This is a genomic window from Methylomagnum sp. (assembly GCF_054333355.1).
Genome location: NZ_JBTEKS010000051.1, coordinates 1 through 17,357 on the forward strand (window position 1 = coordinate 1; position 17,357 = coordinate 17,357).

The following is a 17,357-nucleotide window of genomic DNA, read 5'->3' on the forward strand; positions in this document are numbered from 1 at the left end:
GCCAGTGAGTGAAACGAATTCTACGCCCGGCAGTTTGCCCAATAACAGAGCGCCCTGCTCGGTTTTTTTGGTGCGCCGCGCCCTTTCTTGGAACCACCATCCCAGACTCCCCGTCTAACAATCGCGTAACACACCAATCACACCAATCCCCAACGCGAATGATCGAGGAGGCAGCCCGTGAACATTCGAAAACTGATACAACATGCGGCGCTTGGTTCTGCCATTCTGGGACTCATCGGCAGTCCTCTGGCCTTGGCGGGCCATCGGGCTTCCGAGGATGGTCATGAGACATCCGGCTCTGGCCTCGTCTATACCAGCACGGCCCTGAGTCAAGCCATTTTCGGTTATCTCAACCTTGAAGGCGCCGAGCGGGACACCATCCACCCCCAAATCGTCTACGTCGATCAAGCCTATGGACAGGCGATCTACAGCTACCCGCGGGTGGCTCCCGACACCACCGTGGCCTTCAATGTCCACTATGTCGATCAAGCCTACGGGCCGGCCATTTACAGCTATCCAAGCCTAAACGATGTCCGGGGTAGGGTTGAGGTCCTGCCCATGGAGGACTGAAACCCGCCAGCGACCCAGCCCACCCGGCAGGGACGCCGGGTCAAGTCGAGGCTTCCGGCTCGCTCCGCACCCGGTCCAGCGCCACGGCCACGGCGGCGGCACGGGTGGCGACGCCCAGCTTCTCGAAGATGTGTTCCAAGTGCTTATTAATGGTGCGCGGGCTGCTGCCGAGAATCTGGCCCACGTCCTTGTTGGTCTTGCCCCGAGCAATCCACATCAGTATCTCCGCTTCGCGGGGAGTCAGGCCCAGGGTGCTTTTCAACGAATCCAGATTCCAATCGCCGGAAGATTCCTGCAACAGCAGCAGGTATTCGCGGCCATCCTGGCAGGGCACCAGCCGGGCCGTGAATTTCTTGCCATCCCGCTGAGCGGTGAACGTCCCCTGCTCCGAATCCCCCTCCACCGCAATCCGTTTCCGCGACCATTCCGCCAACGGTTTGGGCAAAGCCTCGGGCGTGGCACCCAGCGCCGCTTCCTCAGCCCCCATCAACTCCGCCAGCCAACGGGAACCCGCCGGGGTGAGCCAAGTGATCCCGGCTGCGCCATCAATGGCGAGGGCGGCAAAGCCGCTGCGGGACAGGGCGTCCTCGGAACGGCGAATCAGCCGCGCTTGCGTCAAGTGGCTGGCGACCCGCGCCAAGACTTCCTGGTGGCGGATGGGTTTGACGATGTAGTCCACCGCGCCCTCTTCGAAACCCCGTAGCAGATCATCCAACTCGCTCAGCGCCGTCATGAAGATGACCGGGATCGTGGCGGTCTCGGCGTCGGCCTTGAGCCGCCGACAAGTCTCGAAGCCGTCCAGCCCCGGCATGACCACATCCAGCAGGATGACATCGGGCTGGGCATAGAGAAGCTGTTCCAGGGCGGACAGGCCGTCGGTCGCGACCAGCACCCGGTAGCCAGCTTCTTCCAATGCGTCGGAGAGAAAGGCCAGGTTGCCGGGGGCGTCATCCACGATCATGACGGTGCCGGGGGCGGGAGTTCGAATGGGATTCATGGGGCTGATTCTTCGAAGCGGTTTTTTAAAAGGACTGGGCCGAGAGAAGTAGGTCGGGCATGCACTCTTGCCCGACGCCAGCGACTGAATCAAGCTCCTGGATCAAGGGCTGTCGGGCATGAGTGCATGCCCGACCTACGCGGTAGCCCTTCTTGCGCTTTTCCTTAGCGTCTTGGCGTGAGACCGTCCGAACATTATTCGCGCTTATTTTGCAGAGCGGCGGCGAGCATCGCTTTAATATCCGCGACCCGGAATTCTTTCGCCAACCCTTGTAAATGCCGGGCATAGGGCAGGTATTGGAAGTCCTCGTCAATCAAGGCTTTCAGCCGGTCGGTCAAACCACGCATATCGCCCATGCGGGCACAAGCGGCCAGCTCTTCAATCACCTCGGGTGGCGGCGGCACCATCGCCTCATGGGCCGGATTCCGGCTGCCCGCGCCGCCGTCCTTCCGGTAAATCCAATCCAAGCCAAGATGCAGCTTCAGTTTGCGCAAGAGGTCCGCGATTTGCAGCGGCTTGGCGACAAAGTCATCGCAGCCAGCGGCGAAGGATTGCTTCCGGTCAGAGGGATAGGCATTGGCGCTGACCACGATGATAGGCGTCCGACAGCCCCCCGCCCGCAGCCGGTCGGCGACCTCGATGCCGCCCATGTTCGCCATGACCAAATCCAGCAGAATCAGGTCGGGACGCCGTTCCCGAACCTTGGAAAGACATTCCACACCGGACTCGCCCTCATCCAACTCAAAGCCCAACGGCTCCAGGATGGAGCGCAGCAGCTTCCGGTGTTCCGCCTGGTCATCGACGATCAACAAACGCCGCCGGGGTCCATGATAACCGGCGATGTCTTCCTCCGATATCGGCTCATCGGCCTGACGCAAATCGGGCAGGAACAGCCGCACGGAAAACGTCGAGCCTAACTCCGGCACGCTTTCCACGGTCAATTCCCCGCCCATGATTTCCGCGAGAATCTTGCTGATGGTCAACCCCAGCCCACTGCCGGACGCGGCATTGCCCCGCCCGCTGGCCAAGCGCTGGAAGGGCTGGAAAACCTCCTCGATTTGATCCGCTGGAATCCCGACGCCGGTATCGACCACCTGAAAGCGGGCGATTTCGCCGCTATAGCCGACCCGGAACACCACCTCGCCGGAGGGCGTGAACTTCACCGCGTTGTTCAGCAGGTTGATGAGAATCTGCCCCACCCGCTTCTCGTCGCCCCGGATGTGGCGGGGCAAGGGATCGACGATCTGGCAGCGGAACGCCAGCCCCTTGGCCTCCGCCAAGGGCCGGAACATGCGGGACAGTTGCTCGACGAAAGCGCCGAAGTCGATGGGCGCCCGCTTCAACTCCAGCTTGCGGGCCTCGATGCGGGCGATGTCCAGAATGTCCTCGATGAGCGCGGACAGATGCTCGCCGCTGCGCTGGATAATTTCCACGGCATCGCGGCGATGCGCCGGGATGGCCGGGTCTTTGCTCAGCAGTTGGGCGTAGCCGAGGATGCTGTTGAGGGGCGTCCGAATCTCGTGGCTCATGTCGCTGAGGAAGCGGCTCTTGGCGTGGTTGGCGCGATCCGCCGCCTCCTTGGCCCGTTTCAATTTGCCGTCGGTCTTCTGATGCTCGTCGATTTCCCGCAACAACCGCTGGGTCTGCTTGGTCGACTCCTCCTGCGCCACCAACCGGCTCTCGGTGTTCAGCACCAGCCACCAGGCGCCCATCCCCAGGAACACCAGCAGCGCCGCATAGACCCTGACGAAGCTATCTTCCAGCATTCCGGCCAGTTCCGGGGAGCGGGCGGCCAGGATGTCCTGATAGAAAATGACCCCCACGAACACCCCGGCCAGGGTGGCGAGCAGCAGGAACACCAAGGCGAAGCGGATCAAGCGCATCCGCACGGCGATGGACCACCGGGAGGGCAGCCAGCGCCGGGCCAGGCTTTCCAGTTGGTCCTTGAGCCGCACGCCGGGCTTGCAGGCGTCCAGGCAGCGGGCGTCCAGAGTGCAACAGAGCGAGCAGATGGTGCCCTGATAGGCCGGGCAGTAGGCCTTGTCCTCCATCTCGAAATCGTTGCCACAGATGCAGCATTGAGCGTGCGGCGTGGCCGTGCCCCAGTCTTCCCGATCCCGGGCGATGTAGAAGCGGCCTTTGCTCAAGAAAGCAATCAGCGGGGCCAAAGCGAAGGCCACGCCCAAAGCCAGGAACGCCGAGAACGCCTGTAGCCCCTCGCCGAATAGGCCCAGAAAGGCCAGGATGGACAGCGCCGAGCCGCACAAGGTGGACACCACGCCCACCGGGTTGAGGTCGGGGAGATAGGCCCGTTTGAACTCGACTAAAGGCGGACTCAGGCCCAAGGGCTTATTCACCACCAAGTCCGCCACCAAGGCACCGATCCAGGCGATGGCCACGTTGGAGAACAGCCCCAGCACCCGTTCCAACGCGCCGAACACGCCCAGCTCCATCAACAGCAAGGCGATGGCGACGTTGAACACCAACCACACCACCCGGCCCGGATGGCTGTGGGTCAGGCGGGAGAAGAAATTCGACCACGCCAAGGAACCGGCATAGGCGTTGGTGACGTTGATCTTGACCTGGGACACCACCACCAGCAGCGTGGTCGCCGCCAGCGCCGCGCCGGGGTTGGCGAACACGTAGCCATAAGCGATCAAGTACATGAGGGTCGGCTCGTGGGCATGGGCGGGCACGACGCCATGACGAATCGCCAGATGGGCCAAAAACGCGCCGCCCAACTGCCGGACCATGCCAAAGATGATCCAGCCGGGGCCGGCGACGATGGTCGCGGCCCACCAGCGGACGCGGTTCTGTTGGGTTTTTTCCGGCAGGAAGCGGAGGAAGTCCACCTGCTCGCCGATCTGCGCCACCATGGAAAAGCCCATGGTGCAGGCGGTGCCGAACATGATCCAATCGAAATGACCATCCGCCGGGCCATGGCCGGTGAAGCGCAAGGTTTCGCCGAGGGCTTCCGGCTCCCGCGCCAGCACGGCGACATAAGGCGCGATGAGCAGAATCAGCCAAATGGGCTGGGTCCACAATTGCAGCCGGTTGATGGTGGTGATGCCGAACGTCACCAGGGGAACCACCACCGCCGCGCTGACCACATGGGCCAGGGCGATGGGCATTCCGAAATACAGCTCCAGCGCCAGCGACATGATGGACGCCTCCAGCGCGAACAGCGTGAAGGTGAAGGAGGCGTAAATCAGCGAGGTGAGCGTGGACCCGATGTAGCCGAACCCGGCGCCACGGGTCAGCAAGTCCATGTCGATGTTGTGGCGGGCGGCGTAATAACTGATGGGGAAGCCGGTCAGGAACACGATCAGCCCGACGGCGAGAATGGCCCAGCAGGCGTTGGTGAAGCCGTAGTTCACCGCCATCAGCCCGCCCATGGCTTCCAGGACCAGGAAGGAAATGGAGCCGAAGGCGGTGTTCGCCACCCGGAATTCCGACCACTTGCGGAAGCTGCGCGGGGCGAATCTGAGCGCGTAGTCTTCCAGGGTTTCGTTCGCGACCCACGAGTTATAGTCGCGGCGCACCTTTGCGATGGTTTGCCGGTTCACGGCCATGGCTGCTTGCTCGTTATTTATTGCATTCCCGATCTGCGCCGGGTATGGCAGGGGTTGCCATTGCGTTCAAGCCACGGATTGATGCTTGGACGCCACAGGGGCGTTGGGTATATGCAAATAACGTGCTGTGCGGGGTGACTGACTGGTTGAATGGGCGGTTCGGGGAAGAACAATGAAGGCTTGGGCGGGCTTGGCGGCTCAATCTAGGGCGTCGCGCACTGCCAAGGTGCGATTTCGTAGAGTGGGTTAGGCGCACATTCGGATAGATTCGCGAAGCTTATTTGGGCTGGCCGTGCGCCGTAACCCACCCTACGAAACAGCGAAACCATCGGCCCGATCACTTCAATAAATATTCCACCAAAGGATTTCTGAACAGAATAATCAACACCACCACCAACACATAAATCGCCAAGGATTCAATCATAGCGAGTCCGATGAACAGGGTACGGGTGATGGATTTCTCCGCTTCGGGCTGGCGGGCCAGGGCGTCGAGGGCTTGGGCGATGGCCTTGCCCATGGCGAGGCCGGGCGCCAACACGCCGATGGCAATAGCCAGGGCTGCGCCCACCGTGGACAGGATGACGAACCAGTGCATGTCGCTCATTCAGGACTCCTTATGGGTTTTCCGCGCCGGGCGGGAGAGGGTGGGAATTGGGACGGGAGTGTTGGGATTGCAGCGCACCCGCGATGTAGATCAACGCCAGCATCCCGAAAATATACGCCTGCACCAGCGCTTCCACGATGTGCAGCAGCAACAACGGCACCGGGGCCAGAAAGCCCGCCACCAGCAGCACCAGCAGCACCGCCAATTCCAGGCTCATCATGTTGCCGAACAGGCGCATGGCGAGGGCGATGGTCCGGGACACCTCGCTCAACAGATGGAACGGCAGCATAACCGGGCTGGGCGCGATGTAATGACGAAGATAGTGCCAACCGCTGACTTGGACACCGAACCAATGCACCGACAGGAACACCAGCAGGGCCAGGGCGGCGGTTTCCGAGAGGTCGGCGGTCGGCGAACCCAGCCCCGGCACCAGCCCGATGAGGTTAGCAACCACGGTGTAAATCCACAGCGTCCCCACGAAAGGCAACAGTAGCAACGCATGGTTGGGAGCCACGGTGCGGATGGCTTCCTCCATCGAAACCACCACGCCTTCCAGCATGGCCTGGAGCCGCGACGGGGCTTCCACGCTGAGTCGGCGCGTTCCCAGCCAGGCGAAGCCACCGAGCAACGCCATGATGAGCCAGGTGGTCAGCACGGTCGGCCCGATGTGGGCGGGGCCGAGATCGAAGGACAGCATGGGGGCGAAATCGGCTTGTTCCATGGCTTAATGCTCCCGGATGAACAAGTAGACGTTGAAGATGCCGGCCAGCAGCCCGACCAGAATCAAGCCGATGGTCCAATGCACCGAATAGCCGGCCGTGAGTGAATCCAGCCAGCGCCCCAAATAGGCACCGAGAATCACCGGCAGCACCAGCAACAGGGCCAGCACGCCGAGGAACACGGTCTGCGACATCAGCGTGGGGCGTTCGCGCTCCGCCTGCTCCATGCGTTGGGCCTGCCGTTCGATGGATTGCCGCAGCCGCAACCGTTCCCGCTCGTCCATATCAGTGCCCCCGCGAAATGTCCAGCAAATGCTTGAGCATGGCTTCCTCCATCCGCCGCAGGTTTTGTTTCAGGCCACCCAGCACTTCTTCCTCCTTCAGCAATTGTTCGGTGAGGGCGAGGCTGATCCGATTGTAGTCCGCATCGCGGAGGTAGCGGCGGGTGTCGATGAATAAGTGGTTGTCGGCGAACCGGACCAGAGCGCCGGGCAGGGCGAGGTATTGCCAGGGCTGATTCCGGCGGCGGTAGCGGGCCAGGCCGAACACCAGCACCGTCATGAACCGCTCGTGGCAAGCCTTGAGTCCGAAGCTACCCGAGGCGTCCTCGCCGACGAAGCTTTCCACGTCGTCGATTTGCTCGGATTGGCGGGCGCTGTGGAGGTGGAGGGTGAAGGTGGTCATGGGACTATGAAATTGCCACGGTAACGGAATCTGATAACTATAATCATCGACCCTTCATGCACTCTGAGCAATGCCAATGACCACGGTCAACGTCACCGAATTCCGCCAGCATCTACCCGCCTACCTCAAGCGCGTCGCCGCCGGGGAGGAAATCCGCATCGCATCCAAAGGCAAGATTGTCGCCCGCTTATCGCCGGAACCGGACGAGTCAGAAGCGGCGCAACAACGCTTGGCCGCCTTGCGTGGAACCGTGATCGTGGGGGATGTGGTGAGCCCGTTTGATGATGTGGAATGGAGCGCGGATGAAGATCATCTGTGATACCCACGCGCTGATTTTCTAGGCTGACAATCCTGAACGGCTTTCCAAAAAGGCTCGGGAAACTATGGTTCAGGGCAGGTGCCTCGGCAGTCTGGCCTGCTGCGATATTAGTTTTTGGGAAATCGCCATGGCATTCGAGCGGGGAAAACTCAAAACAACCAGCGATGTTCCGCCCGATGCGTATATGAGGAATATTGTCCTTGACCTGAAACTGACGGTTTTACCAATCATCCCGGAAATCGCCCACCTTTCCCGAATCGGCCCATTCATCCATAAAGACCCCGCCGACCGCTTGATTGCCGCCACCGCAATTCATCATCACTTTCCGCTGATTACCACCGATGAGAATTTGCAGGGGATTCCCGGCTTACAAGTCATCTGGTAACGCACCCGACTAATTCATCACCATATTTCGTTGCCGACCGGCGGTGCCTTGAGCCACTCGGCTACCTCCTCCGGCACGGGCGCGTTCGGGTCGCACTGCGCCAACAGTTCTTCCAGCGTATATATTCTGGAACGCGGTTCGATAGGCTGGTTTTCTGTTTCGTTAAACTTTTCCATCCGCCATCGCTCCCCGCATATAACACCCATCCTCCCCCACTCCATCGAAATCCCCCCGCAAAAACCCCTCGCAATCCGCCAAGGTCTGCGCCAACGGCACCGACGCGCCGCGTATGCCGGTATGTTCCGCCACGGTATGAAACGGCTGGCTGAGATACCGCTGCAAGCGCCGCGCCCGCTGCACAATCAAGCGGTCCTGCTCGGACAACTCCTCCACCCCCAACATGGTGATAATGTCCTCCAACTCCTCGTAGCGGGCCATATGCTCACGCACGCCCGCCGCCACCGCGTAATGGCGGTCGCCGAGAAAATGCCGGTCCATCATCTTGCTGCCGGACAGCAGCGGATCGACCGCCGGATAAATGCCCTTCCCCGCCTGCGACCGGGACAAAATCACGGTGGTATCCAAGTGGCCGAGGATGGCGCTGACCGCCGGGTCGGTCATGTCGTCGGCGGGCACATAGATGGCCTGCACCGAGGTGATGTTGCCGCGCTGGGTGGAAACGATGCGATCCTGCAATTCGGCCACCTCGCTCAACAGGGTCGGCTGATAGCCCACCGTCGCGGGCATCCGCCCCAGCAGCCCCGACACCTCGCTGCCCGCCTGCACGAATCGGAAGGCGTTGTCCATCAAAAACAAAACCTCCTTGCCCAAAGCGTCGCGCAGGTATTCGGCATAGGTCAGCGCCGACAAGGCGATACGGAACCGCACGCCGGGCGATTCGTCCATCTGCCCGAACACCAGCACCGCATTCGCCAGCACCCCGGCGTCGCCCATCTCGTGCCAGAGTTCGTGGCCCTCGCGGATGCGCTCGCCCACCCCCGCGAACACCGACACGCCCTTATGCAGCGCGACGATGGCGTGCATGAATTCCATAATCAGCACGGTCTTCCCCACCCCCGCCCCGCCGAACAGCCCGGTCTTGCCGCCCCGGACAAACGGGCACAACAGGTCGATGACCTTGATGCCGGTTTCCAGAATCCCGCTGGCGGGCACCGCCTCGTGTAGCGCGGGTGGTCTTGCCAGGATGGGCCGGAATTCCGTTTGCGGCAGCGGGGCCAAGCCGTCCAGCGGTTCGCCGAACACGTTGAGCAAGCGCCCCAGGCACTCGGTAGTCACCGGCACCCGCACCGCGTCGCCGGTGTCGTAGACCGCCATGCCGCGCTTGAGGCCGGACGTGCGGTGCAGGGTGATGGCCCGGACGCGAGTGCGGTCGAGGTGCTGGTGGACTTCGAAGGTGTAGCGCTCGTGGTCGATGGCGGCGGTGAGGGCGCGGTGCAGCGGCGGCAGCGGGTCGCAGGCGATGTCCACCACGGGGCCGTAGACTTCGGCGATGTGGCCGATGGGGGTGGGGTTGGTTGCCATGAGGGTTTATGACGTGGCAACGGGAAGGTTGAAATCCGCAAGAAGGCGGATTTGGCCTAAATCCTTGGCTTTTTCGTAGTACCGGGTGTCGGCAGTCACGCAGACAGCGCCCGGAATATGAAAGGCGGTGGCGTGGTAGAGCGTGTCGAAGAGATGGTGGTTGAGTCGGATGGAAAGCTCGATTGCGCTGGCATAAATGGTGGTTTGCTTTACCCGTTGATACGGCAGTTTCCGCAGAGCGATAAGCTTGGCTACCGCATTCTCGGGAGTTAATCGGGCCAACACAGCGGCGACTTCAGCCTCCCAATGAGGTGGCTGAAAAGCATGGGTGTTTCCATCGCTTTCGGCCACGAACCATTTGACCGCAACACTCGCGTCGATTACCACGCAAGTCATTGCCTAAGTTCCTGCCGCGCCGCTTGAATCGCTCCCGCTGGCACTGGCGGTGTTTGGGCACGCAAAGCCAAAATTTGCTCCACGGCGTCGGTTTCCGGCTCTGGGTGTTGAATCCGCTCAACGGCCTTACGCATTAAATCGGCGATGATGGCGTTCTGATCCTGGTTCTTGAAGGTTTCATCGAATGCCGCTTGAACTTCATCGGGCACGCTGAAATTGACGGTAGCCATGGAGGTTTCCTGCGGTTGAGAGTCCGGGCGGACAGGATAGGGGGCGGGGTTTGGATGGGTCAATGGCAGGCCGGGAAAAAAGACGGCGGGGGTCGGCCAGACCGCCTACCCCAGACATCCGGCCTCGTGCGACACCCTCGGGAACCACTCGGCGTTTCATGCGTGACGAAGCATTAGGTGATTTTTGCTAAGGAATGCCGTAATCGCTCGGACTCAGCCCGCGCCTCGGCGAGAAGCTGACTCCAATCACCGGGTGGATGCCCGCTTTCCAACATCTTGCGGAAAATGCGATAAGCATCATCGCTGCTCTGATAGGCCCGCTTAATGTCCTCATCGTTCACCCAGACATAGACAATCACTTTGCTGGCAGCGTGGTAGCGGAAAAACAGCCGGTACTGTTGAAAGAATTTGGCGCGATGCCAATGCCGATGCGCCTCGCCCAGCGTATTACCTTGGCGATACTCGACGCGGCCCGGCTCTTGCGGAATAACATCAAACGCCAACTTGGCGATGGCAGCTAAGCGCTTGCTGGCGTTCTTTTTGACATAGCCGGTTGGGTCTTTCCGCTTAAGGGCTTCGACTTGCCCAATCAGCGCCTCGACCTGCTCAAGAAACAAAGGGTGGGCAAAAATTGTCCAGCCATTGAAGGTTATGGGCGATGGATGGGATTCGCTCATTCATCATCCGCCGACAATGGAGCGTCCAAATCCACCGCCACGCCCCCGACCAACGCCTGGACCCGCTGGACGAAAGCCGCGTCGATGGCTCCAAGTCGCTCCGGGTGATCCGCCATGTCGTGGGCCAGGAAACCCAAGAATCGTTCCAGTACCGGGTCATCATCCCCGACCGGCCTTGCCCGAGTGATGACCACTTCGCCGTCCGGGCGGATCGAGTAATGAATCTTATCGCGCTTGCCCAGCCTGAGCGCCCGGCGGACGGTCTCCGGCACCGTGGTCTGATAGCGGTCAGTGAGGGTCGATTCGGCTTCGAAAGTGGCGCTCATGGCGAACTCTCCGGGGAAATAATGGAGCGTCCGCAAGGGTAATGCGACGGCATTGCCGGGTCAACGCGGGCGGGTTTTTGGGAAAGCAAGAAGCAGTGACAAGGAAGTCCGGGAAAGAATCCGGCAAGTTACGACAGCGCTTGAAAGCGGCGGGCGAACGTCGATTAAGAAACGGCCACCCCAATCACCCCCCGCTCCGCCAACCCCCGCAAAATCTCCGCCCCAAACCCCACCACGGCGCCGGGGTCCGGGTGGCGCAATTCTTCGGCGATGCGCGAGAGGCAGTCACGGGCGGGCAGCGGGCCGGATGCTTCCAGCAGTTCCAACAGCCGGTAAGTCACCGGATTCAATTCCATGAACCGCACCACATCCTCGCAATCCCGGTAAACCAGCAGAAACGTCGGCTGGCCGGGCGGCTCGGCGGGCTGAAAGTCGGGGCCGATCTTGTGGACGGGAAAGTGATAAGCCAGCGGCCAAGCGAGTTCCGAGAGGCGGATCGTGTGGGGCAACGGGTCCGCTATCAGGGCCGCATCGGGCTGGGGCACTTCGGCCTCGCCCACGGCCAGCGCCAGTTCCACCCATTCGTAATGGGCCAGTTCCAGCAGGAAGGCCGGGTCTTCCGGGCGGTCGCCGCGCTCGGCTTGCAGATAGGCCAGGAATTCCTCGGCGATCTGCACGAACAGCGGCGTCTTGCAGCGATGGCGGGCGTAAAAGTCTTGGACCAAGGCCAGCCAGCGTTCGCCGACCAGGATGGATTTCAGCACCGGAAAGCCGGTTGCGATGAAACTCTCGATGTTGTTGAAGAACAGTTCACGGTACGTGTCCATCCGCACCGGGGCCACGCCCGGCGGGACCGGGTGACGGTGCGGGTCGCGGATGTAGGCAGCGAACTCGAATTGGGTGCGTTGGAAGCCGGGCAGGGTGTCAGCCATAACGGCGGAGCGGCGGGGTTTGGATGGCCTGGATTTGGCGGATGGTCTCGATTTCGTGGAGCAGTTCGGCCAGCGGCGGAATGTTGAAATCCCGTTCCAACAGGGTGGGCACCACACCAAACCGGGCATAGGCACGGTCCAGCAGCCGCCATACCGGGTCGATGATCGGGGCGCCGTGGGTATCCACCAGGAAATCCTCGGCCTCGACATAATGACCGGCGACATGCAGATACACGATGCGCTCGACGGGCACGGCATCCAGGAAGGCATCGGCCCCGTAGTCATGGTTGACGCTGTTGACGTAGATGTTGTTCACATCCAGCAGCAGGTCACAATCAGCCTCGGCCAGCACCGCCTTGAGGAAGTCGATTTCCCGCATTTCCCGCCCCGGCGCGGCGTAGTAGGAAATGTTCTCGATGGCAATGCGCCGTTCCAGAATGTCCTGAACCCGCCGGATACGGCCCGCGACGTACTGGACCGCCTCCTCCGTGAAGGGAATCGGCATCAGGTCGTAAAGATGGCCGTCGTCGCCGCAGTAGCTCAGATGCTCGCTGTACAGGCGGACGCCGTGTGAATCGAGGAACGTCTTGAGTTCAAGGAGGAAGGCTTCGTCCAATGGGGCGGGACCGCCGACGGACAGAGACAAGCCGTGGCAAATGAAGGGAAAGCGGTCGGTGAGGGAGCGGAATTGTTTGCCGAGCTTGCCGCCGATGCGCATCCAGTTCTCGGGGGCCACTTCGTAGAAATCCACCGACTCGGGGGGTTGCTCGGCCAGCGGGCCAATCAAGGCCCGCCGGAGACCGAGTCCGGCGCCGTGAATGGGAGTGCCTTTCATAACCGGCGCCCTGGCTGAAAGCTTACGGGGCTTTCGGCGCGGCGGGGGCCGCCGGAGCGGCGGGTGCGTCCATCTTCATGCCCGCGCACTTGCCCTCCATCGCCTTCTTCTGCTCCGCTTCCTTTTTCGCGGCGGCGTCCTTCATGGCGCCGCAGTTCATTTCGGGATTCTTAAGCGCCTGGGCACCGCACTTGCCTTCGCCGCAGGCCATTTCCTTCGCTTCCTTGCCAGCTTCGGCCACTTGCATGTAGCCATGGGTCAAGTCCTTAATCGCGAACGGATTTTCGCCCGCGTTGGCAATACCGGCCAGCGACGTTGCGATAGCGGCGCCCATGACGGTGGAGATGGTTTTCTTGCTCATTACCTGATGTTCCTCGTGTTGAATATTTTTGGGATGGGGATGCGTTTGGCGCTCGGGCGGCAAACACACGATTCGTTTAGACAGGCTTGCCCTACAAAGTTGCATGGATTCACGGCCCGTCCCGCGACCCCGCGGATGGGTGGCCGGAACCCCAAAGCGCTCTTGTGGAAGCACGTATTCTCACACAATGGATAAGGCTTGTGCAGCCCGCCCCTGGCGCACCGCCATTAAGCTTGAGTGAGCGCGGGCTTTGATTTCGTTAGCCGAGCCTGTCCTGAGCGCAGCCGAAGGGCGGAGTCGAAGCCAGCGAAATCAAAGCCCCTCGACAGGTTCGCTTCGACTCCGCTCAACGAACGATAGCCTAACTTATAGCGGCATTCATACGAGTTCGATACGGCGGTAGGGTACGCTGTGCGTACCTCTCCGACCCCCCAAGGTACGCACAGCGTACCCTACGAATCGCGTATCGAAGCCGAGCGAGCGGCGCTCTAATGGCGGTGCGCCCCTGGCGGGGAACTCAGGACAGGTCTCCCAAAGGCGAGAGGGAGAAAAATCACATGGCGCGAATGCCCTGCGCGATTTACGTGCCTCGGGGGCTGGCAATCCGCTCCACGGACCTATGGGTTAGAATCCATTCCTTTCTCAAACCAAACCCGCCATGTCAGGGGGAGTTTAATGCAAACCCATTCCCGAACCGTGAAACGCCTGAGCGCCCTGGCCTTGCTGGCCACCATGTTGCTGTCGGCTTGCGCCAGCGGGCCGAAGCCCCTGACGCCGCTGTCGCCCGACGATCCCGACTACAAAGCCTTGGAACAGGACCGCGTGAAGTTCCGGGAGAAGAAAGTCGCTCTCCTCACTGAGGCCATGGACCTGGACGATTCAGAGAAGGACGCCTTCTGGAGCGAATACGGTTTGTACGAGGCCGAGCTGAAGAAAATCTATGACGACCGCTACCGGCTGATTCGGGACTACGCCGAACACTACGACGACATGACCAACGAAATCGCCGACAACTTGGCGGAGCGCGCCCTCAAAATCCGCGAGGCCCGCAACGATCTGGCGAAGAAGTATTATCAGCGGCTCAAGAAAGCCACCTCGGCCATCACCGCCGCCCGCTTTATCCAGGTGGAGAACGAAATCAACCTGCTGTCCGATTTGAAGGTCAGCAGCGAAACGCCGATTCTTCCCAAAGGCAGCCTGCCCACGGATAAGAAATAGTGTTCATCGCCTGCCACGAGTGCGACCTATTGCAGCGGGAAATCCCGCTGCCCGCCGGCGGCACGGCGACCTGCCCCCGTTGCGGGGCCACGCTTTACCGCAACAATCCCGCCGGACTGGATCGCACCCTGGCGCTGCTGTTGGCGGCGGCGATTTTATTCGTGCTCGCCAACGCCTTCCCCATCGTCACCATCGAGGCGCGGGGCACCCGCAACGCCACCACCCTGTTCGGCGCCGTGCTAACCCTGTGGGACGAAGACATGCCCACCGTCGCGGGCCTGGTGTTTTTCACCACGCTGCTGGCCCCGGCCTTTGAGCTATTCACCCTGATTTTCATTCTGGCCGCCGTCCGCCTGGGGTTCCAATCCGGGCCGCTGCCCGCCGTGCTGCGCTGGGTGCTGGGAACGCGGCCTTGGAGCATGGTCGAAGTATTCATGCTGGGCGTGCTGGTGTCGGTGGTGAAGCTGTCCCATCTGGCGCACATCGAGCCGGGCGTGGCGTTGTGGTCCTACGGTGCCTTGATTCTGGTGTTCGCGGCGGCGATGGCCGGATTCGACGCCCACACGCTGTGGAACCGGCTGGCGGCGGGCCAATGAATTCCCCCGCCCTGCCCCGCTCCGCCGCCAGCTTAGGGCTGCTGTCCTGCCATGTGTGCGGCCTGCTGTCGCGTCCGCCGGGTTCGTCGCACGCGGCCTGCTGCCCCCGTTGCGGTAGCCGCTTGCACCTCCGCAAGCCCCACAGCCTGAGCCGCACCTGGGCCTTGCTCATCGCTGCTTACATTCTGTTCATCCCCGCCAACCTGCTGCCGATCATGCAGACCGGCTCGCTGTTCGGCTCGCAGCGGGACACCATCATGAGCGGCGTGGTGTATTTATGGCATTCCGGCTCTTGGCCCTTGGCGCTGCTGGTTTTTTTCGCCAGCATCGTGGTCCCGGCGGTGAAGCTCATCGCCCTGACCTATCTGGCGGTATCGGTGGGACGGCGTTCGACGCAACACCAAACGGGCCGCGCCAAGCTGTATCGTCTGTTGGAATTCATCGGGCGCTGGTCCATGCTGGATGTGTACGTCGTCACCCTGCTGTCGGCCCTGGTGCAGCTGCAATCCCTCGCCACCATCAAGCCGGAACCGGGCGCGGTGGCCTTCGGCGCGGTGGTGGTGCTGACCATGCTGGCGGCGATGGCGTTTGATCCGCGTTTGATTTGGGACATGGTTGAAGAAGAACCCCCATTGATTCCCCCTCACCCCACCCCCCCGTCGACTCCGCGCAGGGCTAGTCTCCCGCAAGGAGAGGAAGCCGAGCGCCGTCACGCTTTCACGAGCGACATTCCCCATGCCTGAACCCTCCCTAGAAGACATCCCCGAAGCCGTCCCCGCCCCTAAGCGCAACTGGTCGCCGCAACTGGTGTGGATCATCCCCATCGTCGCGGCCATCATCGGCGGCTGGATCGCCGTTCACACCATCCTCCAGCGCGGGCCGACCGCGACCATCACCTTCCTGACCGCCGAGGGCTTGGAGCCGGGCAAGACCCAAATCCGCTACAAGGACGTAAACATCGGCGAAGTGACCGGCATCGCCATTTCTGAGGACCGCCACCGGATCATTGTCACGGCGCAGTTCGTCAAGGAGGCAACCAAGTTCTTGATGGAGGACACCCGCTTCTGGGTGGTGCGCCCGCAGATTTCGGGCGGGCAGATTTCCGGCTTCGGCACCCTGTTGTCGGGCGCCTATATCGCCGTCGACGTGGGCCATTCGGACCAGTCGCAGCGCCAGTTCAGCGGGCTGGAAGTGGCCCCGATCATCACCGGCGACCTGCCGGGGCGGCAGTTCATGCTGGAAGCCCCCGACCTGGGTTCGCTGGAAATCGGCTCGCCGGTCTACTTCCGCCGCATCAAGGTCGGCCAGGTGGTCGCCAGCGAATTGGACCCCAACGGCAACGACGTGCATCTCCTGGTTTTCGTCTACGCGCCCTACGACCGCTATGTCACCACCGCCACCCGCTTTTGGAATGCCAGCGGCGTGGATGTGTCCCTGGACGCGGGTGGCATGAAGGTGGAAACCCTATCGCTGGCCTCCGTCCTGACCGGCGGCATCGCCTTCGAAGCGCCGCCCAACACCCAGCCGAGCGATGAAGCCGGTCCCGGCACGGCGTTCCCCTTGTTCAAGGACCGCGCCACCGCCATGAAAACCCCGGACGGCGAGGCGCAGAACTTCGTGCTGAATTTCAGCGAATCCCTGCGCGGCCTAGCGCCCGGCGCGCCGGTGGATTTCCGGGGCATCGTGGTGGGCGAGGTGCAATCGGTGGACGTGCAATACGAGGCCGCCCGCAAATGGTTCCATTTTCCGGTGCGGGTCGCGCTCTATCCCCACCGGATGGCCGTCCGCGCCCACGACAACGCACCCGCCGCGCTGACCGAGCCAGATCGTAATGAATTGCTCAAGACCATGATAGGACGGGGCTTCCGCGCCCAATTGCGCACCGGGAACCTCTTGACCGGGCAGCTTTACATCGCCTTGGACTTCTTCCCCGACGCGCCGCCCGTGCAGGTGGACTGGAACCGCAAGACCTTGGAATTGCCGACCGTGCCCGGCACGGTGGAGGAATTGCAGCAATCCATGGGCAAACTGTTGAAGAAGCTGGATAAAGTGCCCTTTGACGACATCGGCGCCAACGCCAACCACACCCTCGCCAGCCTGAACGCCACGACCAAGAGCCTCGATCAACTCATCAAGCGGCTGGATAACGAAGTGGCCCCGGAATCCCGCGCCGCCCTGGCGGACCTGCGCAAGACGCTGGCCCAGGTAGAAAAAACCCTGGCCTCCGATTCGCCCTTGCAACAGGATTTGAGCGAAACCCTGCGGGAAACCACCCGGGCGGCCCGGTCGCTGCGGAGCCTGACGAACATGCTGGACCGCGAGCCGGAATCCCTGATCCGGGGTAAGACCGATGAATGACCCCCGTGGGAGTGGGCTTTAGCCCACGAAAAGCCG

At 61.9% G+C, this 17,357-nt stretch carries 21 protein-coding genes and 1 pseudogene; 7 read left to right on the forward strand and 15 right to left on the reverse strand.

What is annotated here, in order from left to right; genetic code table 11:
* Window positions 1-177 precede the first annotated feature (177 nt).
* Window positions 178-570, forward strand: a complete 393-nt coding sequence (locus ACXWUF_RS06265) for a hypothetical protein (RefSeq protein WP_458493815.1) — start codon at window positions 178-180, stop codon at window positions 568-570.
* Window positions 571-610: 40 nt separating this feature from the next.
* Here the strand turns inward: ACXWUF_RS06265 and ACXWUF_RS06270 are convergent, their stop codons facing one another.
* The 6 genes from ACXWUF_RS06270 to ACXWUF_RS06295 form a co-directional block, all read right to left on the reverse strand.
* Window positions 611-1,567 carry a response regulator gene (locus tag ACXWUF_RS06270; RefSeq protein WP_458493816.1) on the reverse strand — a complete coding sequence of 319 codons (957 nt, stop codon included), beginning with the start codon at window positions 1,565-1,567 and terminating at the stop codon, window positions 611-613.
* 194 nt (window positions 1,568-1,761) lie between these two features.
* Complete coding sequence (locus tag ACXWUF_RS06275; RefSeq protein ID WP_458493817.1) at window positions 1,762-5,139, reverse strand: hybrid sensor histidine kinase/response regulator; 3,378 nt, start codon at window positions 5,137-5,139, stop codon at window positions 1,762-1,764.
* A 337-nt stretch (window positions 5,140-5,476) separates the two neighbouring features.
* The gene (locus ACXWUF_RS06280; RefSeq protein WP_458493818.1) at window positions 5,477-5,743 is read right to left on the reverse strand and encodes a F0F1 ATP synthase subunit C; all 267 of its coding nucleotides are present in this window, start codon (window positions 5,741-5,743) and stop codon (window positions 5,477-5,479) included.
* A 10-nt stretch (window positions 5,744-5,753) separates the two neighbouring features.
* Window positions 5,754-6,464 (reverse strand): F0F1 ATP synthase subunit A, encoded by a 711-nt coding sequence (locus tag ACXWUF_RS06285; protein WP_458493819.1) that lies wholly within the window; start codon window positions 6,462-6,464, stop codon window positions 5,754-5,756.
* A gap of 3 nt (window positions 6,465-6,467) precedes the next feature.
* Window positions 6,468-6,746, reverse strand: a complete 279-nt coding sequence (locus ACXWUF_RS06290) for an AtpZ/AtpI family protein (protein ID WP_458493820.1) — start codon at window positions 6,744-6,746, stop codon at window positions 6,468-6,470.
* Between the two features lies 1 nt (window position 6,747).
* Entirely contained in the window at window positions 6,748-7,146 is a 399-nt protein-coding gene (locus tag ACXWUF_RS06295) for a F0F1 ATP synthase subunit epsilon (RefSeq protein ID WP_458493821.1), read from the reverse strand.
* A gap of 76 nt (window positions 7,147-7,222) precedes the next feature.
* Here ACXWUF_RS06295 and ACXWUF_RS06300 point away from each other — a divergent pair, with 76 nt between their 5' ends.
* Both ACXWUF_RS06300 and ACXWUF_RS06305 read left to right on the forward strand, forming a co-directional pair.
* Window positions 7,223-7,465 (forward strand): type II toxin-antitoxin system Phd/YefM family antitoxin, encoded by a 243-nt coding sequence (locus ACXWUF_RS06300; RefSeq protein ID WP_458493822.1) that lies wholly within the window; start codon window positions 7,223-7,225, stop codon window positions 7,463-7,465.
* Between the two features lie 49 nt (window positions 7,466-7,514).
* Window positions 7,515-7,850 (forward strand): annotated as a pseudogene (locus ACXWUF_RS06305) (type II toxin-antitoxin system VapC family toxin); the annotation flags it as partial.
* 17 nt (window positions 7,851-7,867) lie between these two features.
* Here the strand turns inward: ACXWUF_RS06305 and ACXWUF_RS06310 are convergent.
* From ACXWUF_RS06310 to ACXWUF_RS06350, 9 genes are all read right to left on the reverse strand, one after another.
* A complete protein-coding gene (locus ACXWUF_RS06310) occupies window positions 7,868-8,026 on the reverse strand; it encodes a hypothetical protein (protein WP_458493823.1) in 159 nt (52 codons plus the stop codon).
* Window positions 8,013-9,392, reverse strand: a complete 1,380-nt coding sequence (gene atpD / locus ACXWUF_RS06315) for a F0F1 ATP synthase subunit beta (RefSeq protein WP_458493824.1) — start codon at window positions 9,390-9,392, stop codon at window positions 8,013-8,015. The genes ACXWUF_RS06310 and atpD overlap by 14 nt, the downstream gene beginning before the upstream one ends.
* Window positions 9,393-9,398: 6 nt before the next feature.
* Window positions 9,399-9,788 (reverse strand): type II toxin-antitoxin system VapC family toxin, encoded by a 390-nt coding sequence (locus ACXWUF_RS06320; protein WP_458493825.1) that lies wholly within the window; start codon window positions 9,786-9,788, stop codon window positions 9,399-9,401.
* A complete protein-coding gene (locus tag ACXWUF_RS06325) occupies window positions 9,785-10,018 on the reverse strand; it encodes a hypothetical protein (protein ID WP_458493826.1) in 234 nt (77 codons plus the stop codon). Before ACXWUF_RS06325 ends, ACXWUF_RS06320 begins: the two co-directional genes overlap by 4 nt.
* A gap of 173 nt (window positions 10,019-10,191) precedes the next feature.
* Window positions 10,192-10,695, reverse strand: coding sequence for a type II toxin-antitoxin system YhaV family toxin (locus tag ACXWUF_RS06330; RefSeq protein WP_458493827.1), 504 nt, complete (start codon window positions 10,693-10,695; stop codon window positions 10,192-10,194).
* Complete coding sequence (locus ACXWUF_RS06335) at window positions 10,692-11,021, reverse strand: type II toxin-antitoxin system PrlF family antitoxin (protein ID WP_458493828.1); 330 nt, start codon at window positions 11,019-11,021, stop codon at window positions 10,692-10,694. The genes ACXWUF_RS06330 and ACXWUF_RS06335 overlap by 4 nt, the downstream gene beginning before the upstream one ends.
* 164 nt (window positions 11,022-11,185) lie before the next feature.
* Window positions 11,186-11,953: an HvfC family RiPP maturation protein gene (locus tag ACXWUF_RS06340; RefSeq protein ID WP_458493829.1), complete on the reverse strand. Its 768-nt coding sequence runs from the start codon at window positions 11,951-11,953 to the stop codon at window positions 11,186-11,188.
* Window positions 11,946-12,788, reverse strand: a complete 843-nt coding sequence (locus ACXWUF_RS06345; protein ID WP_458493830.1) for an HvfB family MNIO-type RiPP peptide maturase — start codon at window positions 12,786-12,788, stop codon at window positions 11,946-11,948. Before ACXWUF_RS06345 ends, ACXWUF_RS06340 begins: the two co-directional genes overlap by 8 nt.
* Before the next feature lie 22 nt (window positions 12,789-12,810).
* Complete coding sequence (locus ACXWUF_RS06350) at window positions 12,811-13,149, reverse strand: HvfA family oxazolone/thioamide-modified RiPP metallophore (RefSeq protein WP_458493831.1); 339 nt, start codon at window positions 13,147-13,149, stop codon at window positions 12,811-12,813.
* A 675-nt stretch (window positions 13,150-13,824) separates the two neighbouring features.
* Here ACXWUF_RS06350 and ACXWUF_RS06355 point away from each other — a divergent pair.
* The 4 genes from ACXWUF_RS06355 to ACXWUF_RS06370 are packed head-to-tail and all read left to right on the forward strand — an operon-like array spanning window position 13,825 to window position 17,321.
* Complete coding sequence (locus tag ACXWUF_RS06355) at window positions 13,825-14,367, forward strand: hypothetical protein (RefSeq protein WP_458493832.1); 543 nt, start codon at window positions 13,825-13,827, stop codon at window positions 14,365-14,367.
* A complete protein-coding gene (locus ACXWUF_RS06360; protein WP_458493833.1) occupies window positions 14,367-14,963 on the forward strand; it encodes a paraquat-inducible protein A in 597 nt (198 codons plus the stop codon). The genes ACXWUF_RS06355 and ACXWUF_RS06360 overlap by 1 nt, the downstream gene beginning before the upstream one ends.
* Entirely contained in the window at window positions 14,960-15,706 is a 747-nt protein-coding gene (locus ACXWUF_RS06365) for a paraquat-inducible protein A (RefSeq protein WP_458493834.1), read from the forward strand. The genes ACXWUF_RS06360 and ACXWUF_RS06365 overlap by 4 nt, the downstream gene beginning before the upstream one ends.
* The gene (locus ACXWUF_RS06370; RefSeq protein ID WP_458493835.1) at window positions 15,699-17,321 is read left to right on the forward strand and encodes a PqiB family protein; all 1,623 of its coding nucleotides are present in this window, start codon (window positions 15,699-15,701) and stop codon (window positions 17,319-17,321) included. The genes ACXWUF_RS06365 and ACXWUF_RS06370 overlap by 8 nt, the downstream gene beginning before the upstream one ends.
* Window positions 17,322-17,357: the final 36 nt, after the last annotated feature.

Coding starts and splice junctions, on each gene's coding strand:
- ACXWUF_RS06355 (WP_458493832.1), top strand. CDS start 13,825: ATGCAAACCCATTCCCGAACCGTGAAACGCCTGAGCGCCCTGGCCTTG.
- ACXWUF_RS06280 (WP_458493818.1), bottom strand. CDS start 5,743: ATGAGCGACATGCACTGGTTCGTCATCCTGTCCACGGTGGGCGCAGCC.
- ACXWUF_RS06310 (WP_458493823.1), bottom strand. CDS start 8,026: ATGGAAAAGTTTAACGAAACAGAAAACCAGCCTATCGAACCGCGTTCC.
- ACXWUF_RS06370 (WP_458493835.1), top strand. CDS start 15,699: ATGCCTGAACCCTCCCTAGAAGACATCCCCGAAGCCGTCCCCGCCCCT.
- ACXWUF_RS06325 (WP_458493826.1), bottom strand. CDS start 10,018: ATGGCTACCGTCAATTTCAGCGTGCCCGATGAAGTTCAAGCGGCATTC.
- ACXWUF_RS06320 (WP_458493825.1), bottom strand. CDS start 9,788: ATGACTTGCGTGGTAATCGACGCGAGTGTTGCGGTCAAATGGTTCGTG.
- ACXWUF_RS06335 (WP_458493828.1), bottom strand. CDS start 11,021: ATGAGCGCCACTTTCGAAGCCGAATCGACCCTCACTGACCGCTATCAG.
- ACXWUF_RS06275 (WP_458493817.1), bottom strand. CDS start 5,139: ATGGCCGTGAACCGGCAAACCATCGCAAAGGTGCGCCGCGACTATAAC.
- ACXWUF_RS06270 (WP_458493816.1), bottom strand. CDS start 1,567: ATGAATCCCATTCGAACTCCCGCCCCCGGCACCGTCATGATCGTGGAT.
- ACXWUF_RS06345 (WP_458493830.1), bottom strand. CDS start 12,788: ATGAAAGGCACTCCCATTCACGGCGCCGGACTCGGTCTCCGGCGGGCC.
- ACXWUF_RS06330 (WP_458493827.1), bottom strand. CDS start 10,695: ATGAGCGAATCCCATCCATCGCCCATAACCTTCAATGGCTGGACAATT.
- ACXWUF_RS06285 (WP_458493819.1), bottom strand. CDS start 6,464: ATGGAACAAGCCGATTTCGCCCCCATGCTGTCCTTCGATCTCGGCCCC.
- ACXWUF_RS06290 (WP_458493820.1), bottom strand. CDS start 6,746: ATGGACGAGCGGGAACGGTTGCGGCTGCGGCAATCCATCGAACGGCAG.
- ACXWUF_RS06300 (WP_458493822.1), top strand. CDS start 7,223: ATGACCACGGTCAACGTCACCGAATTCCGCCAGCATCTACCCGCCTAC.
- ACXWUF_RS06350 (WP_458493831.1), bottom strand. CDS start 13,149: ATGAGCAAGAAAACCATCTCCACCGTCATGGGCGCCGCTATCGCAACG.
- atpD (WP_458493824.1), bottom strand. CDS start 9,392: ATGGCAACCAACCCCACCCCCATCGGCCACATCGCCGAAGTCTACGGC.
- ACXWUF_RS06340 (WP_458493829.1), bottom strand. CDS start 11,953: ATGGCTGACACCCTGCCCGGCTTCCAACGCACCCAATTCGAGTTCGCT.
- ACXWUF_RS06365 (WP_458493834.1), top strand. CDS start 14,960: ATGAATTCCCCCGCCCTGCCCCGCTCCGCCGCCAGCTTAGGGCTGCTG.
- ACXWUF_RS06295 (WP_458493821.1), bottom strand. CDS start 7,146: ATGACCACCTTCACCCTCCACCTCCACAGCGCCCGCCAATCCGAGCAA.